The sequence below is a fragment of the Legionella antarctica genome, from assembly GCF_011764505.1.
GTDB lineage: Bacteria > Pseudomonadota > Gammaproteobacteria > Legionellales > Legionellaceae > Legionella > Legionella antarctica.
Genome location: NZ_AP022839.1, coordinates 2,599,025 through 2,625,391 on the forward strand (window position 1 = coordinate 2,599,025; position 26,367 = coordinate 2,625,391).

Below are 26,367 nucleotides of genomic sequence, written 5' to 3' on the forward strand. Positions count from 1 at the left end.
ACAAACTTGAAATACAGGAAACTTGCCTAGAGATATGCTAGACTAATTATAAACAACCTGGAGTTCGAAGAATGAACCGAAATAATGTTAACATCCTTACCCAACGTGGTGAGTCTGTTCTTTCAACCAATAAGGTACTGCGTAATACTTACCTGTTACTTAGTTTAACCTTTATGTTCAGTGCACTAACCGCCTATTTATCTTTTGCTAGTGGCGCTCGGCCAATGAACCCGTTCCTGATGATAGTCGGTGTGTACGGTTTGATGTTTTTAACTCAGGCATTGAGAAATAGCGCTTGGGGATTAGTCAGTGTTTTTGCTTTCACAGGTTTTCTGGGATATACCTTGGGGCCAATTCTGAGCTTTTACATGACTAGTTTTTCTAATGGTCCTCAGTTAATAGCTACAGCACTAGGCGGTACCGGAATGATCTTTTTTGCATTATCAGGCTATGCCCTGACCACTAAAAAAGACTTCAGCTTTCTTGGCGGATTCCTGTTCGTAGGCATTATGGTCGCTCTATTGGCGATGATAGCTGGTATTTTCTTCCAAATGCCTGCCTTACAATTGACTATCTCTGCTGTATTTGTACTTATTTCATCAGGATTAATCCTGTTTCAAACCAGTGAGATAATCCATAACGGTGAAACAAACTACATATCCGCCACTGTTGGATTATTCGTCTCAATTTATAATTTGTTCGTCAGCCTGCTTCAGTTGTTAGGTGCGTTTTCAGGTCGTGACTAACTACCCTCTCCTTACAGTGGACCCCATTGTCAAGACAGCGATCCGTTTAATTTAAGATATAACTTTAATTCTACTTTCTTTCGTTGACGAGGGTGCGTAGCACACGAGTCAACCACAATAGCAGTTAATGAAACACCTGTTATTGAGCCTGTGGGTATGTGGGCGCGAAGCCATCGAGTGTGGTCAAGCGGTGGATAACGTCTTTTTGTTATCCATGGCTTGTCCACATGTCCCGAAGGGCGATGGCTGATCCGCAGGACGCGTCCACATATCCACAGGCATTCCATTACGCTGCAGCCTCATATAGGCCAGCATAAACCTCTGACGGCGTGTATATTCCAAATGATTGATGAGGTCTTTCGTCGTTATAAAACTTGAAATACACCCTTAAACCATTTCGTAGTGCTAAAACTGTTCCGTATTCTTTTATGTAAATATCTTCATATTTGACTGAACGCCATAGCCGTTCAATGAACACATTATCCATCCATCGACCTTTCCCGTCCATGCTAATTTTGATGTCATGGTCTTTTAAAACATCGGTAAACGCCTTACTGGTAAACTGGGAGCCTTGATCCGTATTAAAAATATCAGGCCTGCCGTGGAGCCTGATGGCGCTCTCCAACGCGCTTACACAAAAGTCATCATCCATGCTGTTTGATACCTTCCAAGAGAGCACCTTGCGGCTATACCAGTCCATTATTGCCACCAAATATACAAAGCCTCCTTGCATCCTAACGTAGGTAATATCGGTGCACCAAACCTGATTGGGTCGATCAATCACTAAACCACGTAGCAAGTAGGGATAAACCTTTTGTTCCTTGTTCTTTTTACTCGTATTCGGCTTTGGTGCCACTGAAACCAGACCCATGATCCGCATCAAACGCTGCACTCTCTTACGGTTAACGTCATGGCCAAGGCGACGTAAATAAGAACGCATCTTTCTGCTTCCATAGAAAGGATGGCGCATGTATTCCTCATCAATCAAGACCATCAAAGCCAGATTCTCTGGGCTCTCGGTACATATTCCTTCGCCAGCAGTGCGATAGTAGCTAGCGCGTGACAAATTAACCAATGCACATTGGCGTACGATGCTGAGTGTAGGGTGATTGACATCAATCATGGCTCGCTTCTCCCGCACGCTCAACTTAGATGACCGGTCTTTTTTTTAAGCCAGTCTAACTCAACCGCTAGCTGGCCTATTTGCGTGTATAATCGATCTCGTTCTTGTATGATGGAGTCCATGTCTTTGTCATGCTTGCCGCTAAACAATTGCTTGCTTCCATCCAGTAATTGTTTTTTCCACAGATTGATTTGTGTTGCATGCACCTCAAATTCAGATGCCAATTCATTGGTCGTCTTGTGACTTTTTAATGCCTCAATTGCTACCTTTGCTTTGAAGTCAGATGTAAATTTTTTTTTAGCCACTTGGTACCCCGTTTAACAATGGTTTCTATTTTACACCACTGTCTCATTTTTGGGGTCCACTATACCTCTACCTGAATCCCGGCTTCCGCCGGGATTTTTTTTAGCGAGATTGTTTTACTTGATTAGCTCTCTATTGATAAGTTCACAACATTGATCGCTCTTTAAGAATCAGATAACAATGATACATTTGACCGAACCTACATAACGGTCACTATTAAATTACTTGCACAAAACTCTTTGAGGAATAATTGTTTACTTATATAGGCTTGTTTAAATCAATTCACAAGTAGGATGAGGTACTAAATCAAGGAGATTAATTACCTCTTGATGTGATAGTGTCATCTCATTTCCTTATAGCTGGATCTAATAACGAAGTAAACAATGAAACCTGAGATGATATCAATTAACGAAATTTTTAAAAAAAAATTTACAAGGATTTCGGGTTAACCCCTAATCCTTGCAGTATTCAACCTTATAAATCATACCACGATCATTTTAAAATTCTAACCACTGGTAAGATGTTATGGATGATGCCAAAAAATTGTAAGATATAGATAATTAAAACAATTAAAACCAATATATTTAAAAGACTTTTAATTGCTCCAGGCATAGGAATAAATGCATTAATCAACCACAAGCACACACCAAAAACAATGATAAGTGCAATTAGATTCACTAGTTCGCTCATAGAATATCCTTATTAATTAGCTACTAGATCTAGTATAGCAGATCCAAAAATTTTTGATTAAACTCATACCAAATAAGATTGGGTTTTAAGTGGGTTTGATCCTGTCCTTTAACAAATCACGAATTTCCATTAATAAAACTTCCTGATGCGATAGTATGGAAGTCTTATCTTCCTTTTCCTTCTTTTTTAATATATTAACAAATTTGATTGCTACAAAAATTGCAAAGGCTATTATGGTAAAATCAATAATAGTTTGAAGAAATCCACCCCACTTAACAACAGCATCCCCCAAGGTAAATGATTTATTGCTTATATTAATCCCGCCCAACAGTAAACCAATCAGGGGCATAATAATTCCATCTACCAAGGAGGTGATAATCTTGCCAAAAGCAGTACCTATAACAACAGCAACGGCTAAATCAATGACGTTGCCCCGCATGGCAAACTGTTTAAATTCCTTAATAAAACTCATCATTATCTCCTTTGATGATCTTTGTAGATTAGGCCTGAGCAGCATTACGGTCTGGATAATTCTCCAATCTTGTTAACCAATACCCAAATATGGAATAAATACCGGATTATTTTGTGAATTAATTTCCACTCCCTACGTACCGAGCTTTATGCTCGGTATCCAGAACAATGGTTCTGCTTAATAAGAAGCTGTTGTACAGGGATAATATTAACCAGTCCAAATATTCATCTTAAGCATTTTCTACCATTGTTTTTATTTCTTTTATTTTCCCAGCCAAATCGTCTGGTATGGCTCCTCCACCCTGAGCCATATCATCTCTGCCGCCCCCTTTTCCACATAAATGGCGTACTAACATGGCAGCCGTTGGCGCTTTTTCCAAGATATTTTTACTCACTCCAGCAATGACATTCATTTTATTTTGATCAACGGTAAATAATACAATTACAGCCGAATCTAAAGTTGATTTTAGCTGATCCAGAGTAGTTCGTAACGTTTGATTGTCCATTCCATCAAGTTGTTTGATCAATAAATTAATCCCATTTATATTCTCGACTTCGCTTACAAGATCCGCACCTGATTTCTGCGCCTTTTCACTCAGAAGTTTCGCGATTTCTTTCTCCTGGCTTTTATTATCAGCTAATAACTGGAACATTTTATCACGTAAATTGCCAACAGAAGTCTTCAGGTTTGCAGCCAGGTCACCTAAAAGATCCTGTTGCTCATTAACCCAGGCTAATGCATAACTCCCGGTAACCATATCTATGCGTCTTACACCGCTGGCAATTCCATACTCAGCAGTAATTTTAAATAAACCTATATCCCCTGTTCTTCGCGCATGGGTACCGCCACAAAGCTCTTTGGAAAATTCCCCCATTGATAAAACACGCACTGAGTCAGCATATTTTTCTCCAAAAAGCGCAACGGCCCCGCTCTTCTTGGCCGCTTCAATATCCATAACTTGAGTCACCACTTCATTATTAGCTCTAATTTGCTTATTAACCAAAATTTCAATTTGACGAATTTGTTCTTGAGTCAAAGCTTCAAAATGTGAAAAATCGAACCGAGCCCGCTCAGCTTCCACCAAAGAACCCTTTTGCTGAACATGGGTACCTACTATAGTTTTAAGTGCTGCATGCAATAAATGTGTTACAGTATGATTCAAACGAATTGCATCTCGTCTGGGATTATCAATTTGCGCTCTAACCGGGAGATTTAAAGTTAGTGTACCCTCAGTGATTTCACCGTGGTGTACTATGGCTTGACCTACTTTTTGAGTATCATCCACACGAAAACTAAATCCTTTTCCGGAAAGAATGCCTTTATCACCTGCCTGTCCACCGCTTTCTGCATAAAAAGGAGTATTATCAAGAATAACCGCGCCTTTTAATCCTTTATCCAGAGTTTTAACTTCATGACCTTCTTGCAGTAAGCCAATGATCTTGCCCTCTGCCACTTCTTTATCATAACCATGGAACTCGGATTGATGATCCAATTGAGACGTAGCATGATAATCTGTATTGAATTGGCTGGCTGCTTGTGATTGTTCTCTTTGCTGTTGCATTAACTCATTAAAACCATCCATATCAACATGCAAACCCTGTTCTCGAGCTATATCAGCCGTTAGATCTACAGGAAAACCATAGGTATCATATAATTTAAAAGCAATCGCCCCAGATATTTCATCACCACCCATGGTGTGCATTTGCTCGTGTAACAAACGAAGTCCCTGTTCTAGTGTACGAGCGAATTGATTCTCTTCCTGGATTAAAACTTTTTCTATATGCGTCTTAGCAGTGACTAATTCTGGATAAGCATCACCCATTATTGCAATTAAAGGCTCAACTAACCTGGAAAAAAATGGACTGGATAACCCTAATTTATTACCGTGTCTTACCGCTCTTCTGATAATTCTTCGTAATACATAGCCGCGCCCCTCATTGCCTGGCACTACCCCATCAACAATTAAAAAAGAACATGAACGAATGTGATCTGCAATTACTTTAAGTGAAGTATGATTTAAATCAATCTCGCTGCCAAGTTTTGCTATGGATTTAATTAAAAATTGGAACGTATCTACTTCGTAATTATTATGAACTCCTTGAACTACAGCAGCAAGTCGCTCCAATCCCATACCCGTATCAACTGAGGGCTTTGGTAAAGGGTGAAGATTGCCTTCTTTATCTCTGTTAAATTGCATGAACACCAGGTTCCAAATCTCTATGTATCTGTCTCCATCTTCATCAGGACTTCCAGGCGGACCGCCAGCAATATCAGGTCCATGATCATAAAAAATTTCAGTACAAGGACCACAAGGGCCAGTATCTCCCATAGACCAAAAATTATCCTTTTCCCCACAGCGAGAAAAACGTTCAGCAGAGACACCCATTTCTTTTAACCAGATGTCCTCTGCCTCCTTATCCTCTTTGTATACAGTTACCCATAAACGTTCTGCAGGTAAATGCAACACTTGAGTTAAGAAGTCCCAGGCAAATTGGATGGCTTCTCTTTTAAAATAATCACCTAAACTAAAATTACCCAGCATCTCAAAGAAGGTATGATGCCTGGCTGTATAGCCAACGTTTTCCAAATCATTATGTTTTCCACCAGCACGAACGCAACGCTGAGCACTAACTGCACGCTGATAAGGACGAGCTTCAAGCCCTAAAAATGAGTCTTTAAATTGCACCATGCCTGCATTAGTAAATAATAAAGTAGGATCATTAGCAGGAATCAATGAACTGGACTCTACTAACTGATGACCACGTTGTGCAAAATAATCAAAAAATGCTTGTCTAATTTCAGAACTTTTCATTTTTACTACTTACCAGTTAAGTTAATTAAATAGCGTACCATGCTATTGAATAGCGATGGTTAGCGCCAAACGAAGTGAAGTCCGATACTCGGCTTCTTTTCACTGCTTATTGTGCTCAAATGTGTTTGAGACGTTGCTATCATAAAGCAAACTACTGCAGTGAATATAACATTGCATGAGTCTTTCCGAAAATAATAGTGATGAATTTGTTACATTAAATTTTTAATGATGGTCTGTAATTTTACTTTAATTCCTTTACGACCTTTGCGATTATATCCATACTAAAGCCGCGGTAAAGTAAAAAATGCTGTAGTTTTTGTATCTCATCAAACGATAAATCAACTTTTCCTCTACTCTTTTTCTGCCAGACCTTCATTGCATAGTCTAACCAGTTCTGTTGTTCTTGCTGTAATTCATGGAGAATAAGTTCATTGTCAATACCTTTGATTTTTAATTCCTGACTGATTTTTTGAGGACCATATCCCTGGCGAATACGTGAACGACAGTAATTTTCTGCAAAACGACTGTCACTTTGTAAACCAAGGCGTTGGCAAGACTCCAATGCATCTTTAGCCTCTGTAGGGCTAAATCCTTTTTGTTCTAACTTATTGCATAATTCTATAGCGCCATGCTCACGCCTGGTTAACAGGCGTAAGGCGCTATCAAATGCTTTAGTCATCAATAGTCTCTAAGCTATCTTCAGTTGCCTCAGCAAGCATGGGTAGTTTTTTTTCTAATAGTTCAGCACGAATCTGCTGTTCAAGAACAGAAGCTATCTGAGGATTATCCTTCAGATATAATCGAACATTATCCTTACCCTGGCCGATTTTTTCTTGCTTATAACTATACCATGCACCTGATTTTTCAATTAGATTCAATTGAACACCCAAATTAATAATTTCACTTTCCCGTGAAATACCTTCGTTATACAAAATATCAAATTCTGTCATTTTGAAAGGAGGCGCGACTTTATTTTTAACTACTTTAACGCGTGTTTCACTACCTAATATTTCTTCCCCTTTCTTAATTGAGCCGATGCGTCGAATGTCCAAACGAACCGATGCATAAAATTTTAATGCATTACCACCTGTTGTTGTTTCAGGGCTGCCAAACATCACCCCAATTTTCATCCGAATCTGATTAATAAAAATAACCAAGGTGTTAGAACGCTTGATATTAGCAGTTAATTTACGTAAAGCCTGGGACATCAGTCTTGCTTGTAATCCAACATGAGTATCACCCATTTCACCTTCAATTTCAGCTTTTGGTGTTAAAGCTGCAACCGAGTCAATAATTACCACATCCACAGCAGCTGAACGTACTAACATATCGGTGATTTCCAGAGCTTGCTCCCCTGTATCAGGTTGAGAAACTAACAGCTCATCGACATTAACTCCCAGTTTTTGAGCATAGCTTGGATCCAAAGCATGTTCTGCATCGATAAATGCTGCCGTACCCCCCAATTTTTGACATTCAGCAATAACCTGAAGGGTCAAGGTTGTTTTACCAGAAGATTCTGGTCCGTAAATCTCAACCACCCGACCTTTAGGTAAACCGCCAATCCCTAATGCAATATCCAGACCTAATGATCCTGTAGAAATAGCTTCTATATCACGTGAGACAGTACTATCCCCCATACGCATTACTGATCCTTTACCAAATTGACGCTCAATTTGCGAGAGGGCGGCTGATAATGCTTTTTGTTTATTCTCTTCCATTTTTTTATCCAAGTAGTAATGTGCAAGAACAAAATTATCACACAGATAGGGGCGAGCAGCAAAGTGAATTAATCACGAATTAATTGAATGTTCCTGATTGTCGTAAGAACGCCTTGTAAAGCCTCATGACATGAAGTCAAACGAATTTCCTGTCTCGTTCCCATAAATTGTTTTTTCAGAGTATGTATTGAACCCTCACGAGTAGCCCAGGCAAACCATACCGTTCCCACGGGTTTATCAACAGTTCCTCCATCAGGGCCAGCAATGCCAGTTACGGATAAACCAATATCCCCCATACTGTGTTGTAATGCGCCAGTTGCCATGGCTGAGGCAACTTCCTCACTTACTGCCCCAAACTCTTCAATTAGCTCCTTGGGAACACCCAGCATCTCCTGTTTGGCTAAATTGCTGTAAGTAACAAACCCTCGCTCAAACCAAACGGAACTACCCGGTAGTTCTGTGATATAACTTGCAATTAATCCACCAGTACATGATTCTGCAGTAACTAACTGCCAATCATTTTTTTTAAAAAGCAGGGCTATTTCTTTAATTAAAACGTCAAAGTGATTCATTAAGAAAAACCTGTAAAAGAAATAACTCCATGCTATTACAACATGGAGTTATTTGAATTAGAACAGTAGAAGCAATAAAAATATTATTGAGTTTTGTTACTGTCTGTTTGATCTGGCGTTGGGCTCGTTGTTTGGACAGCTGGAGTTTCAGTAGTATCCGTAGTTGGCCTAGGAGTACTTTGCTCACCACAAGCAGTTAACGCGAATCCCAAAAAACAAGTTACAGCTATCATAGCTAAACGATTCATAACTATTCTCCCTATTTAATTAAACATTATTATAAATCTCTTATATTGTAGCAAATAGTAACATTAAATGAAGGATATATCTTAAATCTATAATAAATATAATTTTTTTAACCAAGAAATGTTCAATTAAAACACAGACCATCTCTTTACTGACTTACTACTGTGATTTTGCTAGAATTACATCAATTTCATTTTAGCAAGCCCTCTATGTCTACTTCTCATACACCCATGATGCAACAGTATTTGCGCATCAAATCAGAATATCCCGACATGCTCTTGTTTTATCGTATGGGTGATTTTTATGAACTATTTTTTGATGATGCAAAGCGGGCATCCAAATTACTGGATTTAAACCTGACTCATAGAGGGCAATCTGCTAACAAACCAATTCCTATGGCAGGGTTACCCTATCACGCGGTGGAAAACTATTTAGCTCGCCTCATTAAAAAAGGAGAGTCAGTAGCAATCTGTGAGCAAACAGGCGATCCAGCGACCAGCAAAGGACCTGTTGAACGAGAAGTAACGCGCATTATTACGCCAGGTACAGTGACTGATGAGGCACTTCTGGATGCAAAAAAAGACAATCTGCTGTTGGCAATCCACCAAAAAAAACAAAAAACTGGTCTCGCCTGGGTAGATTTGAGTAGTGGCCGTTTTCATTTACTTGAATTGTCAGAGAGTAATCAACTCCATGCGGAATTAACACGACTGCAGCCTGCAGAACTGCTTATAGAAGAATCATCCCCCTTAAGTGAATACTGCAGCAACTTTCCTGTTAAATACAGACCAGGCTGGGAATTCAATGCAGACAGTGCTCATAAATTGTTATGCAATCAATTTGCCGTTACCGATTTATCGGCATTTGGAGAACCAGACCATCCTACAGCCTTAATTGCAGCAGGTGCTTTACTTGCCTATTTGCAGACCACTCAAAAACAAGCATTGCCTCATCTTACTTCCATAACGCTTGAAAACTCACAGGATTACTTACAACTGGATGCTTCAACTCAAAAGCATTTAGAATTATTTGAAAATATTAATGGGAGAAGCGATCACTGTCTACTCTCCATTCTTGATAATACCGCTTGTACTATGGGCAGTCGTTTACTGAAGCGTTGGCTGGGAAGACCTCTCAAACAACACCATTTAATTCAAGCCCGTCAACACGCCATTAAAGAAATAATCCAATTTCAACAAGATACCAAGCTCCATCAGCTACTGAAACAATGCTGCGATGTAGAACGAATCCTATCTAGAATTGCTTTAAAATCCGCTCGTCCACGTGATTTAATTGCTTTGCGTTCTACCATAAGCCTAGTTCCAGATATAAATTTCGTCATCCAAAATAATCAAACCATCCTTACCGATCAATTGAAAGAACATATCCGTCCATTTCCTCTCCTGCAGGAATTACTTGATTCAGCAATAGTAGACAATCCACCCATGCTCATTCGAGATGGGGGGGTTATTGCTCCTGCTTTTGATGAAGAACTGGATGAATTAAGAAAACTGAGCACCAATGCCAATGAAACCTTAGTTCAATTGGAACTTGAAGAAAAACAACGTACCGGTCTTTCAACTCTGAAACTGGGTTTCAATAGTGTTCAGGGCTTTTATATAGAATTATCTAAAACACAAGCAGAAAAGGCCCCTGTTAATTACCAAAGAAAGCAAACTTTAAAAAATGTGGAGCGCTACATTACCCCAGAGCTTAAAGTATTTGAAGAAAAAGTGCTTTCAGCCCAAGTTAAAGCCTTGGCTCGTGAAAAATGGTTGTATGACAACTTACTGATTGAAATTCAAAACTACATCACCGAATTATCTCGCCTGGCTCAAGCTTTAGCAGAGTTGGATGTATTGGCTACCTTGGCAGAACGTGCGCGAACTTTCAATTGGAATTGTCCTATACTGTTGCCAGAAGCAGGAATTACTATTCAATCGGGTCGTCATCCTGTTATTGAACAACTACTTCAAGAGCAATTCATTGCCAATGATCTCAGCCTTAATCCCAATCAAAATATTTTATTAATCACTGGTCCTAATATGGGTGGAAAGTCTACTTACATGCGCCAAACCGCATTAATAGTACTCATGGCACACATAGGCAGTTTTGTTCCTGCCCAATCTGTAACTTTAGGCCCCATTGATCGAATTTTTACTCGTATAGGAGCCAGTGATGATCTGGCATCAGGGCGGTCTACATTTATGGTGGAAATGACTGAAACGGCACACATTTTAAGACAAGCAACATCCGAAAGCCTTGTTTTGATTGATGAAATTGGACGTGGAACAAGCACCTATGATGGCATGGCACTTGCGTATGCAAGTTGTACTTATCTGGCCACAGCCATTAAAGCATACACTTTATTTTCTACTCATTATTTCGAACTAACCAACCTTCCTGATCAATGGGCTTGTATTCGCAACGTTCATTTGCAGGCATGTATAAAGACTGGTCGCATTATATTTTTATATCGAGTCGAAGCAGGACCGGCAAATCGTAGTTATGGCCTTGAAGTTGCTGAGCTTGCAGGTATTCCGGCAGAGGTTCTAAAAGTGGCACATGCTCATCTAAACCACCTGAAAGACACCGAACAACCCACTAAGAAACATCCAATTAATAACCCTTCAACCAAGGTGCCGTCCGCCTCTCTTATATTGGCCGAATTGGCTAATATTGAGCCAGATAAACTGACTGCAAAACAAGCATTGGATTTAATTTATCAACTTAAAAAGATGGAGGCAGCCGATGCTATTTAACAGTACAATGGTCACATGAAAAAACTAATTTGCATCATTTTCATTCTTTCTTGTTTTCCTATATTTGCAGCGAACTCCAAAATGGCTTCTCTGGATATTAGGGGCGTAAGTGGCAAAGTACTTGCTAACGTTGAAAAACGCCTGAATGAATTACAAGAGTTAAAACCATTAAATGAAATCAGTCAGGACGAGTTACGCAGCCAAATAATCAAAGCAATTCAGCCATTTGGCTATTTCAGGGCAGATGTTGATATTCGGATACTAAGTCACCAAAAGATCTCTATCAATGTTTATCCTGGCCCCCAAACTCATATCTCTTTGCTTAAGATACAAATAGCTGGGGAAGGTGCGCAAAATCCATTACTTCTTAATACACTTAAACAATTACCATTGCATGTAGGAGACCCTCTTAGTACAGAGCCTTATAATCAGGCAAAACAGAGCTTAATCAACGCCGCCGAGAGCTTAGGATTTTTACAAGGAACATTTCAAAAAGCGGAAATTCTCATCGATGAAAATAAAAATACCGCCACGATTACGCTTATTTTTAATACAGGGAATCTATACTACTTTGGGCAGGTGCAATTTGATCCAACGAATATAGATCCTGCTTTATTACACCGATTCGTCCCATTTACAGTAGGGAAAGCGTATTCTACAGATCAAATTCTTAAATTTAATAATTATCTATCCAATAGTGGTTACTTCAGTTCAGTACTGGTTAAACCACAGATTTCAGATGATCGGTTTGTCCCTGTTATTGTCCATTTACAGCCTGTTTCAAAATATACTTACTCTGTAGGAGCTGGCTATGGAACAGATACAGGAGTTCGAGGGAGAGCTGGTCTTAATATCATACCAGTCAATCGCTTTGGTCATAAATTTAATGCCTTGGCTCAGGGTTCCCTTACTCAGAACGCACTGCAAGCTCAATATGTCGTCCCTGGTAAAAATCCGGTGACTGATCAATACAGTCTTACAGGTAATTTTTCCAGTTTAAATTACAATACGGGTTATAGTAATGCCTTCCTTGTTTCCCTGGCTCAACAACATAATGTAGAGAGTTTTAAACGTATTTTATCGATTAACAGCTTGTATGAAAGTTTTCACTACTCTTTGCAACCTAATAACAACCAATTCATGCTTTATCCAAAAGCTACATTTGCATTCAGGAAAACAACAAACCCGTTATTTTCCCCATCAGGGTATAGCATTACTTTAAATGGTTTGGGAGCTAGCCAACTCACCCTGTCAAAAATCAGTTTTGCACAAACCTCAATAGATGCAAAAGCGGCATTCATGATAGAACCCTGGCGTCTGCGGCTCTATGGGCATACTATTCAAGGAGTGACTGCCACGAGCAACATCAATCAACTTCCTTTATCTCTGGCCTTACTTCTAGGAGGAACGGACAATTTAAAAGCATTCGGCTTAAATTCCATAGGACCTGGAAGAATAATCACTTATAGTGGGTTTGAAATTCAAAAAGAAACCAAAAAAAACTGGTACCTCGTAGGTTTTTTTGATTCTGGAGATGTTTATAATCCAACAGCTAGGAATATTCAATATGATGCAGGCGGTGGTTTAATGTGGGTTTCACCTATTGGTCCCATTAAAATAGGATTAGCACAAGCATTAACCAGTCGATTGCAACGATCAGCTACCAATCCACGATTAATCATTAGTATGGGACCAGACTTATGAGGAAATTAATCAGAAAGATGCTTTATAGTATATTAATCCTCTTGATACTATCAGTAAGTCTTTTATCTTTTTTTCTATCTACAACCCCTGGTTTGTATACCCTAATCAAGTTAAGTGGGCTTTATCTACCTGGAACCCTTAAAGTTCATCAACTAAGTGGTAATTTATTGAAACAATTTACTGTTGAAGGCCTCGATTATCAAATGGGCGAGAACACAATAAGCATAAAACACTTAACCTTTAACTGGCAGCCTCGCTCATTACTGCATCGTCAAATATTGATCAATTATTTAACTGCTGATGCTGTTCAAATAAAACAAGACATGGACATAATCAGCCTAAAAAAGATTAAATTAACTGGACAGTTGAATGAACAACGTTTAATCATAAATTCATTACAATTTAATTACGCCAAACAATCCATATACAGTCGGCTGCAAGCCGATATAACTCCCCCTTATTCTTTATCTGGTAAGATCAAATTAAATCCTCATGCTAAAAAACAAAAAACGCTCACAGGCATTTTAAATATAGGTGGTGAACTCAATCAGCTACAATGGACTGGTGATTTCCATGGTCCAGCAAATATTTCTTTAAATGGAAATTTAAAAGAATTATCTCAACTCAATCAAATAATAAAATGGCGTGATCTGCAATGGCAAAATGGCTCAGAAGTAACTGCTAATAGTCCAGAAGGAAGAATGAAGTTATCTGGTATTCTGCCTAATCTAAACATTGAGCTTACTTCTAAAATAAACAGGTCCTCTGAAGAACATTGGCAATTAGCGGCAACGGTTCATGGAACTGCTCCCTGGAAGTGGAGCTTTAATGTTAATTTATCTCAAACAGTTAATCCATCTTTCAAGCATGAGGGTCTTTATACAAGCCTCACTGCTAAGGGGGTTATTAAGAATAGCAATCAAGGCAATGTAACATTGACGTTAAACCCAGGCCACTATCAGATGCCTGAAGGGAGCCTTGTTCCTTCCCTTAAATTTCAAGGGGGAGTATTGGATGTTTCTCTTTCCCCTCAGCAATTGGAAGGAAAAGGTTCATTTGCGATAGATGCAAACAAAAAATTAAATTTAGCATTTAAACTGCCCAGGTTTGATCTTGGAAAAGGTTTATCAAACGATCAACCTATATCTGCAAATCTGTCTCTCCTGTTAAACTCATTTGATTTTTTACAAAGCATCAGTCCAGACATCAGTAATCCCAGAGGACGCCTAATTGCCTCTATAAAAACAACTGGTACTTGGGGTAAAAAAATCATTGAAAGCAATCTCATGTTAAAACAAGCAAGTGTAGCGCTCCCTACCTTAGGTATTCATTTAAACTCTATAGATTTGACTGCCCATGCAAGAAAGCAACACTGGCAAGCAGAAGGTTCATTAACTTCTGAAAATAAAAAAATAATCCTTAAGGGAAAGGGGCCGTTAACAACTTCTTTTATAGGCGATTTCTTGCTGCAAGGCACTGATTTTAAAATCATGAATACCAAGGAATACCAGGTTAATATATCACCTAAAATAAATTTGAACTTCACCCAATCAGGCCTCAATATTTCTGGATCGATTTTAGTTCCCTCTGCCCAAATTAAGCCTCAAACATTTTCAAGCAGCATCACCTTATCAGAGGATGTGGTCTTTAAAAGTAACAATGAGAGCCCCACTACCAGTCCATTTAATACCTCCTTGGATCTGAGTGTAGAAATGGGTAATGAGGTAGAATTATCCGTCAAAGGTTTAAATACTACTTTAGGAGGAAAAGTACAGCTTAAAAAACTACCTCAAGGTACTATAAATGCTACCGGTGAACTAAATGTTATAAAAGGACAATATAAAGCCTATGGTCAAGCTTTAGCAATTGAGCATGGGGAATTAATTTTTACAGGCGGACAGATTGATAATCCGGGAATTAACTTAAGAGCATCTAAAAAAATCAAGACATCAGCAGCCTCCAATTCTGCGACAAATCAAAATTTTAATTTTAATAACAGTAATCTTCAAACTGCAAATGTGCGCGGTAATATAAGTGTTGGAGTTGAAGTAACAGGACGAATAACTCAACCCAAAATAATATTATTTTCAAACCTTTCCAGCCTTTCTCAGGCTGATATTCTGTCCATGCTGCTCTTGGGTCGACCTGCCAGTCAAGCTAACAAAGCGGGGGGGCAGTTACTTTTAGCTGCAATCTCCTCAATGAATCTGGACAATGGAACCAACGGGGTGCAACTTCTGGAACAATTAAAAAAGAATCTGGGATTTGATCTAGACCTACAAACCGCCAGTAAATACAATCTGGCAACCAATCAAATCAGTGACTCTACAGCAGTTGTAGTAGGTAAATCGATTTCCAAACGAATTTATTTAAGTTATAACGTAGGTTTATCACAGTCGAATCCTAACGTGCTCACCTTAAAATACTTACTTAATAAATTCTACAGTATCCAAGTAAGCAGTAGCACCAATAGCAGTGGTATTGATATTTTATATACATCGAGTAAATAAGATCCCATTTAGTAATTTCAGTCCAAAGGATAAAATTAATGAGTCACTATAATATTCCGCTTAGAATGACCCGATTACGCAGCAGTCCACTATCTCGATCCATAATGAAAGAAACCAGATTGCATGTTCAGCAATTTATAGCTCCTTTATTTATTAGTGAGCATTTGACGGAAGCTAAAGAAATCAGCTCCATGCCAGGTCAATTTCAACTCAGTCTTGAATGTCTTCCTCAAGAAATAGAAACATTAAGTGCATTAGGCATTCCTGCGGTCTTACTTTTTGGCATACCTCAAAACAAAGATGCATGTGGCAGTGAATCGTACAATAAAAATGGAATTATTCAAAAAGCAATCAAACTTATACGTTCTTTAAATAAAGAACTATTAATTATTTCTGATTTGTGTTTTTGCGAATATACCGATCATGGCCATTGTGGCGTTCTGCAAGGAGAACGGATAGATAATGATCAAACACTTGATTTGCTTGGAAAGCAAGCAGTAAGCCATGCTGAGGCAGGAGCGGATTGGGTCGCCCCCAGCGGCATGACTGATGGTATGGTTGGTGCCATTAGACTGGCTTTAGACTCGGCTGGATATCAACATATTCCCATATTAAGTTACAGTGCCAAATACTGCTCATGTCTTTATGGACCGTTTAGAGAAGCAGCCCAAGGAGCACCTCAATTTGGTGACCGAAAAACCTATCAAATGGATCCTGCCAATAGTGCCGAAGCGTTAAGAGAAACAGACTTAGACCTTGAAGAAGGCGCTGATATGATTATGGTTAAACCAGCAGGGTTTTATTTGGATATTATTTATAAACTCAAGCAGCATTTTCCTGAAGTACCCCTTTGTGCTTATCAAGTGAGTGGAGAGTATTCCATGATAAAAATGGCAGCAAAACATCATCTAATTAACGAAGAACAAGCCATTATAGAAAGTCTAACTGCTATAAAACGTGCTGGAGCCGATTTTATTATTTCTTATTTTGCCAAAGATATAGCACAAATATTAAAACGATAATTTATGGAATGAAGATAAATACATCTAATCAAAGTTTATATTGACAAGAAATGTCAATTACATTTACAAATAAGGTTTAGTGCTTGCCTCGAGAAAGACAATAACCTATAGTAATCTCGATTGGTCGCTACCAATCACTTACAAAATCTTAATGGAGAAACTGATGAAGTTAATGCTTAAAAGTTTATCGGCAATAGCCCTGAATCTGGTTGCCGCCACCGCTTTAGCAGTACCTGCTTATTTAACAACACATAATAATACCGATGAAGAATCGAATGCCTATGTTGCTGGCACTATTCCTTCCCCTTATTCAACTTCCGCTCATACTACTCGCCAGGTTTATTGGAATATGGTGAGAATGGCATGTTTTGGTCACACTACTAACGGAAAATGCAGTGCCCTGATTAAAGTGGCAACCAATACAGCTAATCCTATAGACATTGGAACTGTAACTATGGATCTGGAAACTGGTGACATTACTCCAAAGCAAATATCCTATAACGGATATAGCATAGTGATCAATGGACCAGGTGAAGCAACTATAAGTAAAAATTAATAGAATAAAAGTAGGCAACGCCCCTAGTATCAGTCCTCCTGAATACTACCCTCCCCTGGTCTTGTTGTTGAGTAGCAAGTGCCTACTATCTCCAGGGGATTCGAACAGCATTGCTGCTAACCTTAAACCTTTCGATAAAAATTTAAAAACCGATGTTAATACCTTTCAAAATATAAAATTTAAAAAAACCACGCGTAGCGTGGCTTTTTTAGTAATCAATAAAGATTATTTATATGGAGTTTCAGGCTCTTTATCGATAGTCCAAACTACCTGCGCACCAACTAGATCTGCATAAGCTTTACCTGTAGCATTTACTGTATAGGTAGATGTAGCGCTGAGTCTATCAAAACGATTAATCTCAGGATCATCGGCAAATAGATGCGTGTATCCTACATCAACTCCAAGACTGGGACGAGCTTGATAATGAGCACCTACAGATAATGCCCAACGGTTTGAGTCAGGTAAACGAACATCTCTATCAATATTATTTGTTGGTGTAGCATCATATCCTCCACCTACTCGTAACATCAATAATGGATTCACACGATAGTTCGCGCCTAAGGCAAAACGCCATACGTCTGAATAGTTCTGCGCTGAAGTTCTATTAACTTGTACCAGACTAACTGTCGTATTTGGATTAATGGATGGTGCTGCTACATTATTCAGCTCAACGTCTTTAAATGAACTCCATCCGGTATAAACAACGGAACCTAATATCGCAATAGTCTCATTTAAATCATGGTATCCGCTTAAAGTGACTATATCAGGTAAATCTACAGCATTACTGCTTAATTGATTGTTTTTGAAAACTGCATCGGGATTAGCTGTAAGAACTGAATCAGGAAGACCCAATACGATTCCAGGAGAAGCTAATTTGCCTGTTAACCTGCTTTGACCATGGAATTTGTGTCTCATTTTAGATTGGTAATTCAAACCCACGCGAGTATGTTGATCATTGAACATGGTCATCACACCAGTATGGAATCCAACACCAATAGAATTGCCATTGTTATAACTTAATGTATCTACAGCAGCAGGATTAAACGGTGCATATAACGTTGGAACGCCAAGCATACGATTGTATTTTACTCGTGCGTATTGGAAGTCAATACCAGCACCCACAGCAAAATGCTCGCTAATTTTTGCACCAATTTCTGGAGAAACATTTATCGTCAGGAGTTCAGTGAATGTAGTCTGATAGCGAACTTCTGAATCAGTTTGCCAATCTGTTGCTAATCCAAACGGAGATACGGCACTGAAACCAAATGTAGCATTTTCACCTAAAGGTAATGCGTAATGGAATGAGGGAACCAAAGCATTCTCGGCACCATCCAGCCCATTAAAGTTTTGTACAAAATTGGGAAGTCCTGTTGTTGTAAAGGTACTTGTTCCGTTTAACCTCGATGAAGGAAATACACCAACTCCACCACCTACCATTTGTGTTTTGTGAATGAGTGCCAAACCAGCCGGGTTATACCAACCTGTAGACGCATCTGCGGCCTCAGCTGCAATACCTGCAGCATAGTTTCCGATAGCAGAACCGGTGCCCTCAGAATACAGCGAGAATGCCCCTGAGTGAGCGACACTAGCACTCAACATTCCAGCTACGGCAACACTGACTAGCGTTCTTATGGGTTTGTGCATCTTTTTCACTCCACACTCTTTTAACATAATGCTTCCGAATTCGAATTTGGCTTCCGATGATAAATGAAATTATCTTAATTTCAAACGATTAATCGGATTTTTTTTTTTAATATATTCAATAGGTAACAAATTTAGATCCATGATGATCCATTAGAAAGCATCATGATTAATTTAGACACCAATATAGGGATTGTTTCTGAAAAAAACGAATTTTGTGCCTCTACAAGTTATTTTGATCGTTAGCGAAATGACCTGGACTTAACTTCAAACAACGGATGGATCCGTGAATTGTCGTGGTTAGAATCCCTTTAAGCAAAAAAAGATTTGTCTTTTAAGTCAATCCGAAAATATTTACAAGTACTTGTGCAGATAGTTTAGTCCATGCTAACGTGCATTAATTTTGTGCGGAATCTTACTATGCAACAAATCATTACGAAATTTGGTGGAACCAGTGTTTCAAGCAGAAACACATGGAATAATATTGCAGCTATTACTAAAAAACATATAAAGTCTGGAGTACAGCCTGTCATTGTGTGTTCTGCGTTGACTCAAATTTCTAATAAGCTCGAAAAGGCTATAGAAGCCGCTCTTATAGATGAACACCTTAGCATATATACCGAGATTCGTAACAGTCACTTGAACCTTGCAGACGAGCTTGAGGTGAATCCTGAGTTGGTTGCTGCAGATCTCCATCAGTTACAACAATGGCTAACAGGTATCGCTTTATTAAAACAGGCTCCAGCCAAAACACATGCTCAAATTTTAAGCCTGGGCGAACTGATGATGACACGCCTTGGCCAGGCTTTCCTTGGAAACCAGGGAATTCATACTCAATGGCATGATGCTCGCGAAATATTAACAAGCACCCCTACTCTTGGTGGTGAAACAGTTAATTTCCTCTCTGCCCGTTGTGACCATGAATATGATCCCCAATTAGCAGCAAAATTTTTGGCTTCAGGAGCTCAGGCGATAATTACTCAAGGTTTTATTGCTGCTAACGCTCATGGTGAAACTGTCTTGTTAGGAAGAGGTGGATCGGATACTTCGGCAGCCCTCCTTGCTGCCAAACTGCAAGCTTCCTCATGTGAAATTTGGACTGATGTGCCTGGAATTTATACTGCAAATCCGCATCAACTTCCCCATGCCCGCTTGCTAAAACAACTAAACTACGATGAAGCTCAGGAAATTGCCTCTATGGGTGCCAAGGTTCTGCATCCCAATTGCATTCCCCCCGTCAGGAGAGCCAATATTCCAATGACGGTTAAATATACTCACATGCCCCAGCATTCAGGAACACTCATTACAAAAGATACAGATGAATCCTCCCCTTTGATTAAATCCATTCAGGTAAAGCACAGTATCTTATTGATATCAATTGATACACTTAATATGTGGCAGCAAGTAGGATTTCTGGCTGATGTATTTTCTGCATTTAAAAAACATGGCTTTTCAGTAGACTTATTATCTTCCTCTGAATTTAATGTCACCTTGTCATTAGATACTAATGCAAAATTTTATGACAGGCCCGCAATCAATATTCTTTTGGCTGAATTAAATCAATTTGGAAGAGCAAAACTAATTGAGCCATGCAGCGCTGTGAGTCTTGTTGGACATCATATCAGAACAGTTTTACCACATCTCGGCCCAGCGCTGGAGATATTTGAAGCCAAGCAAATTTATTTAATGTCGCTGGCATCCAATGACCTAAACCTGACTTTTGTGGTTGATGAATCGCATGCTGATAAATTATGTCAAAAACTGCATCATTTACTTATCGAAAGTAACCCGCAAATTTTTTATTATTCTAAAAGTTGGCATGAAGAGTTTGGTAAACCTAATAAACGTAATATTCCATGGTGGGAGACCGAGCGAGAGCGTTTACTAGCGACCAGTGCTCTTTATTCGCCTTGCTATGTTTACCATAGCCCAACTCAGGCAAGTAGAGCAAAGCAATTATTGGAATTACAATCTGTAGATAATTTATTTTATGCAATTAAAGCAAATCCTCATGTTTCCATCCTAAAAACTTTAGAAAAGGAAGGGGTTGGCTTTGAATGCGTCTCTATTCAGGAGTTGGATTTAGTATTAGAACTCTTTCCCAAAATCAATAAAGAACGAATTTTGTTTACCCCCAATTTTGCCCCAAAATCCGAATATGAACGTGCTGTATCCAAAGGATATTTTGTCACCATAGACAGTTTATATCCCTTGGAAAATTGGCCTGAGTTATTTAAAAGTCAGGAGGTCATCGTACGTATTGATCCGGGTTCTGGAGCTGGTCATCATAAACATGTCTCTACAGGAGGTAACGAGTCGAAATTCGGTATTACTCAGAATGATGTAGGCAAAATCCTGACATTGACCAAGAAGCATAACATCCGGGTAATTGGATTACATGCGCATTCAGGAAGTGGCATTCTCACTCCTGAGTTATGGCAACAAACCGCTTTAATGTTAGCTTCACTAACCGAGCAATTTCCTGAAGTACGCTCCATTAACTTGGGAGGAGGCTTGGGTATTGTTGAAAAACCCGGACAGCACCCCTTGGATTTCGCCGCATTGGATGCATCCTTGCTTGCGGTAAAGTCGCGTTACCCTCAATTGCAAATCTGGCTTGAGCCAGGCCGTTTTTTTGTGGCAGAAAGCGGTGTCATTCTTGCCAAAGTGACGCAATGTAAAGAAAAAGGAAAAGTAAAATTTATAGGTATTGAAACTGGAATGAACTCTTTAATCAGACCATCTCTCTATGGCGCTTATCATGAAATTGTTAATTTAAGTCGCCTCCATGAAGAAAAAGCAGGATTTTCCCACATAGTTGGCCCAATTTGTGAATCAGGAGATACCCTTGGCTACGACCGGTTACTACCAGTCACCAAAGAAGGTGATGTCTTGTTAATTGCCAATACAGGAGCTTATGGTTATTGCATGAGTTCTCATTACAATTTAAGACCTCCCGCTCAAGAAATTGTTTTGGAATAAATCGCATGAGCCTGCTAGATAGCGATCAGAGGAGCAAAGCCACTAACCCTGGTTTATCGTTTATAGTACAAGCTCCTGCGGGGTCAGGGAAAACTGAAATTCTGACCCAACGCTTTTTGCGTTTATTAAGTACCGTCACTGCTCCAGAACAGATTATTGCTTTAACGTTTACTCGTAAAGCAGCCAGTGAAATGCGTGAACGTATCGTATTAGCCCTACAACAGGCAGCTTCTAACCTCAGCGCTACCAGCCCTCATCAACAAATGACTCTGGATTTTGCAAAACATGCATTAAGTCGTAGTCACCAGTATCAATGGGATTTGCTCCAACAGCCGAATAGGTTAAAAGTTATAACCATAGACTCATTATGTCAGAGTATTAATCATTCCATTCCATTATTAGAAAAACAAATAGCCTACCCTCGAGTTACTGACAACCCGGAAAGTCATTACCTTGATGCTGCTCGACGCTGTATCCAGTTTGCTACCGAAACACCAGAATACCAGTCGGCAATAAAAGCGCTACTGCTGCATGTAGACAATAAACAGGATCGCTTACTGAATTTATTCAAAACCCTTTTATCTCAAAGAGATCAGTGGTTATCGCCTCTATTTCAAGCAAGAGCTCAAAATAAATCAACATTTGAACACGCTTTACGTCTCATAGAGCAGCATGAATTAGCTCGATGTAAAAATAGTCTTCCGCCCCAGTTAGCGTCAGAAGTAACCCAGTTAACACGCGAGTTGGCCAGTATAGAAAATAATCCGAATTCACCACGATATTTATTAAAAGACTGGCATGACTTCCAACAAATTAATCAAGAGATTTCCGCAGCATTAAGCCAAACGTTGCTCGTAGGTGACAAGGGTTTTCGAAAAAGTTTTGATCATCATGTCGGCTTAAAACAAGGGGTATGCACAGATGCTGAATACCGCAGACTTAAAACAGCAAGTAAGGAGTTATTAACTCAATTAAAAGATCATCCTGATTTTCTTAATTCTTTAATACAAGTGAGCAAGCTGCCCAAGCCAGAATATGACAAGGAGCAATGGGACGTGCTTCAAGCTCTGTTTGTCTTGCTCCCTCTTCTTGTGAGTCATTTGCACGTTTTTTTCAGTGAGCATAATGAAGTTGATTTCACAGCTATTTCACAACAGGCATTGACTGCGTTGGGTGACGCAGATAACCCGACTGATCTTGCTTTATATCTGGATAATGCAATCCATCATTTGTTAGTTGATGAATTTCAGGATACCTCAATTACGCAATTTGAATTGTTGACAAAACTGGTTCAGGGTTGGCAAGCCGATGATGGAAAAACTATGTTTGTAGTTGGTGATCCCATGCAATCCATCTACCGCTTCAGACAAGCAGAAGTAGGTTTGTTTTTTCGCGCGAAAGAAAATGGAATTGGACCCGTGCGACTTCAATCGCTCGAACTGCGTTGTAATTTTCGTTCCTCAGAAACCATTGTTGATTGGGTAAATAACCATTTTTCTAAAATATTTCCACAGAAAGTAGACATAGAGTCTGGGGCCGTCTCATTCCATCCATCTATAAATGTAATCAAAGATAAAGAACGAAGCGCCATTCAAGCCCTGCAATTTAAAGATAAGAAGCAAGAGGCTGAAACCCTGATTAAATTAATTGAGAATGAGTTAAAAATTAATCCTGATCAGACTTTGGCTATTTTAGTACGTTCAAGAACACACCTGACTGAAATTATTAATTTGCTGAGACAATATCAGATTCCTTATCAAGGTACTGATATTGATTTATTAGCAAATTTGGAGCATTTGCGTGACGTTTGGTCCTTGACTCACGCTCTGTTATTCCCAGGCAACAGACTGTCGTGGTTGGCGATGCTTCGCAGCCCTTATTGTGGCCTGTCCTTAAATGATATTCTCTATATTGCTCAATTTAATAAAAATAAATCCATTCATCACATTTTATTACAACTGGATAAAATTCAGTTCTTAAGCGAGGAGGGTCGTATTCGCGCTGGCTTCTTTATTCAAGTGATGCAGCAAGCACTTTCACAAAGATATCACGGTCGATTATCCGATTGGGTAGTACAGACCCTAAAAGAACTTCATGTTGAAAAGATATTAAACCAAAGTCAATTAAATGATTTAGATCAACTATGGACATTATTAGACCGATACGAACAAGAAGGTCGTTTACCTGATACCTGCCAATTCCTTAACGAATTCAATAAGCTCTACTCCCAACAAACGACTCCATCCCGTCTACATATAATGACCATTCATAAATCCAAAGGATTAGAATTTGATACTGTTTTTCTTCCTGGATTAGGAGCACAGCCCAACCGAGGAGAAAATCCCATGTTGCGATGGCTTAACATAGCCACCCCAAACCATGGAAATCTGGCACTCGTATCCCCCATTCAGGCAGCACATCAAGATCACTGTGTTTTATATGATTACTTAAGCCAATTAGATGACGAAAAAAACAATTATGAGTCGCAAAGGTTGCTTTACGTTGCAGCTACTCGTGCAAAATCTCGACTGTATTTAACAGCCAGCTCTTCAAAATCATCCAAAAGATCTTTTCATAGCCTGTTAAAAAATCAGGAATTCCTTGATATTGAACATACAGCAGCTCCAGAAAATGCAACTCTTTCTCTACCCACACTAACTACACTTCCTCTGGTTTTCTACAGCCACAACAAGCTAACTTCAATTACCCCTTTAAATGCCCCTCCACCTGATTTATCAGCAGGTATTCCTCGATTGACGGGTATAGTATCTCATCAATTTTTACAATGGATTTGCGAGCGTCATCCCAAATCTATAGAGCAAATACCCTGGAATCTGGCACGTGATGAATTTAAAAAACTAGGTTTTGATAAAGAGATGCAACAAAGCGCCTTATCTACATTGCAAGATCAGATAACCCTAATGTTTCATAATAAAACTGGGGCATGGATTATTTCCAGGCATCATAATGAGCAAAATGAATATGAGTTACTGGTAGAAGCGCAAGATACCTTAGTCACTCGCATCATCGACCGTACATTTGAAGATAATGGAAAGCTCTGGATTATTGATTTTAAAACGGGAACAGAAGCCGGAATTGCCTCAACGCAACATCAAAAACAATTAAACGAGTACGGGTATTATTTATCAAGCCGAACCAACCTTCCCATTCATTGCGGCCTGTATTATCTGAATAGCGGCCATTGGGTGAGCTGGCACTATCAACCAGTACCAATTGGCTAGTGATTAATTAATTCCTGCGTTATCATGCACTTTTTCAATTAACAAGGTTAATCAAATGACTGTGGAACATACGGTAGCAAACCTTTTGGACTCATTAAAGGACCCTTTTCTAGGATTATGTGGTAAGGAGATGAATTTACAATACCACCTGGAGCCCAAACCTGGTGAGCTTCTGGTTAATCTGACATCGGGGTTTCCCAGTAGTTTATTAGAAAAAAATTTTAAGACTTTGGCTTTAGCCAGTTTACAAAATCAATTTCCCAATCAACGGATTACTATCCGGATTAATCAGTTTATTAGAGCTCATAAAACACAATTAGCAGGTAAAGGTTTGCGAGGAGTCAAAAATACCATTGCAGTTGCCTCTGGCAAAGGGGGAGTAGGAAAATCTACTGTAACTGTTAACCTTGCAACCGCCTTGGCTCGATTAGGTGCTCGAGTTGGTATTCTTGACGCGGATATTTATGGACCTAGTATGCCATTAATGTTAGGCAAGACTGAATCTGTCCAAGTCAGTGGTGATTTTTATTTGCCGGTTCAAGCCCATGGGATACAGGCGATGTCGATTGGTTATCTTACAGGCAATGATCAAACACTTATTTGGCGAGGTCCGATGCTTGCCAAATCGTTAATCCAAATGTTGGATATCACCCTTTGGGATGAATTGGATTATCTTTTTATCGACTTACCTCCCGGAACTGGAGATATTCAACTTACTTTAGTTCAAAAAATTCCTCTTACGGCAGCCATAGTTGTTACTACGCCACAAAATGTAGCTACCCTGGATGCCCAAAAAGCGATTACCATGTTTGCTAAAACAGGAATTGATGTTTTGGGAATCATTGAAAATATGTCCACCCACATTTGCAGCGAATGCGGTCATCAAGAGGCAATATTTGGGGAGGGAGGAGCAACAGCTCTCTGCGAGGCCCACCACAGTATTTTATTAGGACGATTGCCTCTAGACAGTCGTATTCGCCAACAATGTGACGAAGGTATACCTACCGCCACCCAACCACAAGATGAGTTAACGGATGCCTTTATCAAAACCGCGATGCGTTCAGCTGTTGAACTGGCAAAAAAACCAATCAACTATGCAGATAAGTTTCCTAAAATTGTTGTTGAATAGTCGAGTTTAGTAACAGGTCAGCAAAAGCCCAGCAGTTAATATCGAAAGATATCTTGAGGCATACTGGGCTTTCGCTGACTATTTAGATCACTATTCTATTTTCTTCTATGTATTATTTTCACTACATGGTTATAATA

17 protein-coding genes and 1 pseudogene are annotated in these 26,367 nt (G+C 39.3%); 9 read left to right on the forward strand and 9 right to left on the reverse strand.

All coding sequences use genetic code 11. The annotated features are described in order from the left end of the window. Positions 1 to 71: 71 nt before the first annotated feature. Positions 72 to 746: a Bax inhibitor-1/YccA family protein gene (locus tag HRS36_RS12340; protein WP_173237532.1), complete on the forward strand. Its 675-nt coding sequence runs from the start codon at positions 72 to 74 to the stop codon at positions 744 to 746. Between the two features lie 286 nt (positions 747 to 1,032). On the opposite strand, the pseudogene HRS36_RS12345 reads toward HRS36_RS12340, so the two are convergent. From HRS36_RS12345 to HRS36_RS12380, 8 genes and pseudogenes are all read right to left on the reverse strand, one after another. Next, positions 1,033 to 2,174: pseudogene (locus tag HRS36_RS12345) on the reverse strand (IS3 family transposase). Positions 2,175 to 2,664: 490 nt separating this feature from the next. After that, complete coding sequence (locus HRS36_RS12350; RefSeq protein ID WP_173237533.1) at positions 2,665 to 2,862, reverse strand: Thivi_2564 family membrane protein; 198 nt, start codon at positions 2,860 to 2,862, stop codon at positions 2,665 to 2,667. 85 nt (positions 2,863 to 2,947) lie between these two features. Then, positions 2,948 to 3,334 (reverse strand): large-conductance mechanosensitive channel protein MscL, encoded by a 387-nt coding sequence (gene mscL, locus HRS36_RS12355; protein WP_173237534.1) that lies wholly within the window; start codon positions 3,332 to 3,334, stop codon positions 2,948 to 2,950. Positions 3,335 to 3,563: 229 nt separating this feature from the next. After that, the gene (gene alaS, locus HRS36_RS12360; RefSeq protein WP_173237535.1) at positions 3,564 to 6,146 is read right to left on the reverse strand and encodes an alanine--tRNA ligase; all 2,583 of its coding nucleotides are present in this window, start codon (positions 6,144 to 6,146) and stop codon (positions 3,564 to 3,566) included. A gap of 241 nt (positions 6,147 to 6,387) precedes the next feature. Then, on the reverse strand, positions 6,388 to 6,825 hold the full coding sequence (gene recX, locus HRS36_RS12365; protein WP_173237536.1) for a recombination regulator RecX: 438 nt from the start codon (positions 6,823 to 6,825) through the stop codon (positions 6,388 to 6,390). Continuing rightward, positions 6,818 to 7,864, reverse strand: coding sequence for a recombinase RecA (gene recA, locus HRS36_RS12370; RefSeq protein ID WP_173237537.1), 1,047 nt, complete (start codon positions 7,862 to 7,864; stop codon positions 6,818 to 6,820). Before recA ends, recX begins: the two co-directional genes overlap by 8 nt. Before the next feature lie 68 nt (positions 7,865 to 7,932). Further along, positions 7,933 to 8,436 carry a CinA family protein gene (locus HRS36_RS12375; protein ID WP_173237538.1) on the reverse strand — a complete coding sequence of 168 codons (504 nt, stop codon included), beginning with the start codon at positions 8,434 to 8,436 and terminating at the stop codon, positions 7,933 to 7,935. 83 nt (positions 8,437 to 8,519) lie between these two features. Beyond that, positions 8,520 to 8,684 carry a hypothetical protein gene (locus HRS36_RS12380; RefSeq protein ID WP_173237539.1) on the reverse strand — a complete coding sequence of 55 codons (165 nt, stop codon included), beginning with the start codon at positions 8,682 to 8,684 and terminating at the stop codon, positions 8,520 to 8,522. A 207-nt stretch (positions 8,685 to 8,891) separates the two neighbouring features. Here HRS36_RS12380 and mutS point away from each other — a divergent pair, with 207 nt between their 5' ends. The 5 genes from mutS (at position 8,892) to HRS36_RS12405 (ending at position 17,236) form a co-directional block, all read left to right on the forward strand. Beyond that, a complete protein-coding gene (gene mutS, locus HRS36_RS12385) occupies positions 8,892 to 11,444 on the forward strand; it encodes a DNA mismatch repair protein MutS (protein WP_173237540.1) in 2,553 nt (850 codons plus the stop codon). 15 nt (positions 11,445 to 11,459) lie between these two features. Beyond that, positions 11,460 to 13,148, forward strand: a complete 1,689-nt coding sequence (locus tag HRS36_RS12390; RefSeq protein ID WP_173237541.1) for an autotransporter assembly complex protein TamA — start codon at positions 11,460 to 11,462, stop codon at positions 13,146 to 13,148. Next, the gene (locus HRS36_RS12395; protein WP_173237542.1) at positions 13,145 to 15,658 is read left to right on the forward strand and encodes a translocation/assembly module TamB domain-containing protein; all 2,514 of its coding nucleotides are present in this window, start codon (positions 13,145 to 13,147) and stop codon (positions 15,656 to 15,658) included. The genes HRS36_RS12390 and HRS36_RS12395 overlap by 4 nt, the downstream gene beginning before the upstream one ends. Positions 15,659 to 15,696: 38 nt before the next feature. Continuing rightward, positions 15,697 to 16,680: a porphobilinogen synthase gene (hemB, locus tag HRS36_RS12400; protein ID WP_173237543.1), complete on the forward strand. Its 984-nt coding sequence runs from the start codon at positions 15,697 to 15,699 to the stop codon at positions 16,678 to 16,680. A gap of 163 nt (positions 16,681 to 16,843) precedes the next feature. After that, positions 16,844 to 17,236 (forward strand): hypothetical protein, encoded by a 393-nt coding sequence (locus HRS36_RS12405; protein WP_173237544.1) that lies wholly within the window; start codon positions 16,844 to 16,846, stop codon positions 17,234 to 17,236. Positions 17,237 to 17,461: 225 nt separating this feature from the next. On the opposite strand, the gene HRS36_RS12410 is transcribed toward HRS36_RS12405, so the two are convergent. Then, on the reverse strand, positions 17,462 to 18,889 hold the full coding sequence (locus tag HRS36_RS12410; protein WP_173238521.1) for an OmpP1/FadL family transporter: 1,428 nt from the start codon (positions 18,887 to 18,889) through the stop codon (positions 17,462 to 17,464). A gap of 408 nt (positions 18,890 to 19,297) precedes the next feature. Between HRS36_RS12410 and HRS36_RS12415 the strand changes: the two genes are divergently transcribed. From HRS36_RS12415 to apbC, 3 genes are read left to right on the forward strand one after another with little or no spacing between them, the layout of a single operon-like run. Beyond that, complete coding sequence (locus tag HRS36_RS12415) at positions 19,298 to 21,859, forward strand: bifunctional aspartate kinase/diaminopimelate decarboxylase (RefSeq protein WP_173237545.1); 2,562 nt, start codon at positions 19,298 to 19,300, stop codon at positions 21,857 to 21,859. 5 nt (positions 21,860 to 21,864) lie between these two features. After that, positions 21,865 to 25,101, forward strand: coding sequence for a UvrD-helicase domain-containing protein (locus HRS36_RS12420; RefSeq protein WP_173237546.1), 3,237 nt, complete (start codon positions 21,865 to 21,867; stop codon positions 25,099 to 25,101). A 55-nt stretch (positions 25,102 to 25,156) separates the two neighbouring features. After that, the gene (apbC, locus tag HRS36_RS12425; protein WP_173237547.1) at positions 25,157 to 26,230 is read left to right on the forward strand and encodes an iron-sulfur cluster carrier protein ApbC; all 1,074 of its coding nucleotides are present in this window, start codon (positions 25,157 to 25,159) and stop codon (positions 26,228 to 26,230) included. Positions 26,231 to 26,367 lie beyond the last annotated feature (137 nt).

Bases quoted from the DNA above. Each gene is read 5' to 3' on its own strand.
- HRS36_RS12340 (WP_173237532.1), top strand. From the start codon at position 72: ATGAACCGAAATAATGTTAACATCCTTACCCAACGTGGTGAGTCTGTT.
- HRS36_RS12350 (WP_173237533.1), bottom strand. From the start codon at position 2,862: ATGAGCGAACTAGTGAATCTAATTGCACTTATCATTGTTTTTGGTGTG.
- mscL (WP_173237534.1), bottom strand. From the start codon at position 3,334: ATGAGTTTTATTAAGGAATTTAAACAGTTTGCCATGCGGGGCAACGTC.
- alaS (WP_173237535.1), bottom strand. From the start codon at position 6,146: ATGAAAAGTTCTGAAATTAGACAAGCATTTTTTGATTATTTTGCACAA.
- recX (WP_173237536.1), bottom strand. From the start codon at position 6,825: ATGACTAAAGCATTTGATAGCGCCTTACGCCTGTTAACCAGGCGTGAG.
- recA (WP_173237537.1), bottom strand. From the start codon at position 7,864: ATGGAAGAGAATAAACAAAAAGCATTATCAGCCGCCCTCTCGCAAATT.
- HRS36_RS12375 (WP_173237538.1), bottom strand. From the start codon at position 8,436: ATGAATCACTTTGACGTTTTAATTAAAGAAATAGCCCTGCTTTTTAAA.
- HRS36_RS12380 (WP_173237539.1), bottom strand. From the start codon at position 8,684: ATGAATCGTTTAGCTATGATAGCTGTAACTTGTTTTTTGGGATTCGCG.
- mutS (WP_173237540.1), top strand. From the start codon at position 8,892: ATGTCTACTTCTCATACACCCATGATGCAACAGTATTTGCGCATCAAA.
- HRS36_RS12390 (WP_173237541.1), top strand. From the start codon at position 11,460: ATGAAAAAACTAATTTGCATCATTTTCATTCTTTCTTGTTTTCCTATA.
- HRS36_RS12395 (WP_173237542.1), top strand. From the start codon at position 13,145: ATGAGGAAATTAATCAGAAAGATGCTTTATAGTATATTAATCCTCTTG.
- hemB (WP_173237543.1), top strand. From the start codon at position 15,697: ATGAGTCACTATAATATTCCGCTTAGAATGACCCGATTACGCAGCAGT.
- HRS36_RS12405 (WP_173237544.1), top strand. From the start codon at position 16,844: ATGAAGTTAATGCTTAAAAGTTTATCGGCAATAGCCCTGAATCTGGTT.
- HRS36_RS12415 (WP_173237545.1), top strand. From the start codon at position 19,298: ATGCAACAAATCATTACGAAATTTGGTGGAACCAGTGTTTCAAGCAGA.
- HRS36_RS12420 (WP_173237546.1), top strand. From the start codon at position 21,865: ATGAGCCTGCTAGATAGCGATCAGAGGAGCAAAGCCACTAACCCTGGT.
- apbC (WP_173237547.1), top strand. From the start codon at position 25,157: ATGACTGTGGAACATACGGTAGCAAACCTTTTGGACTCATTAAAGGAC.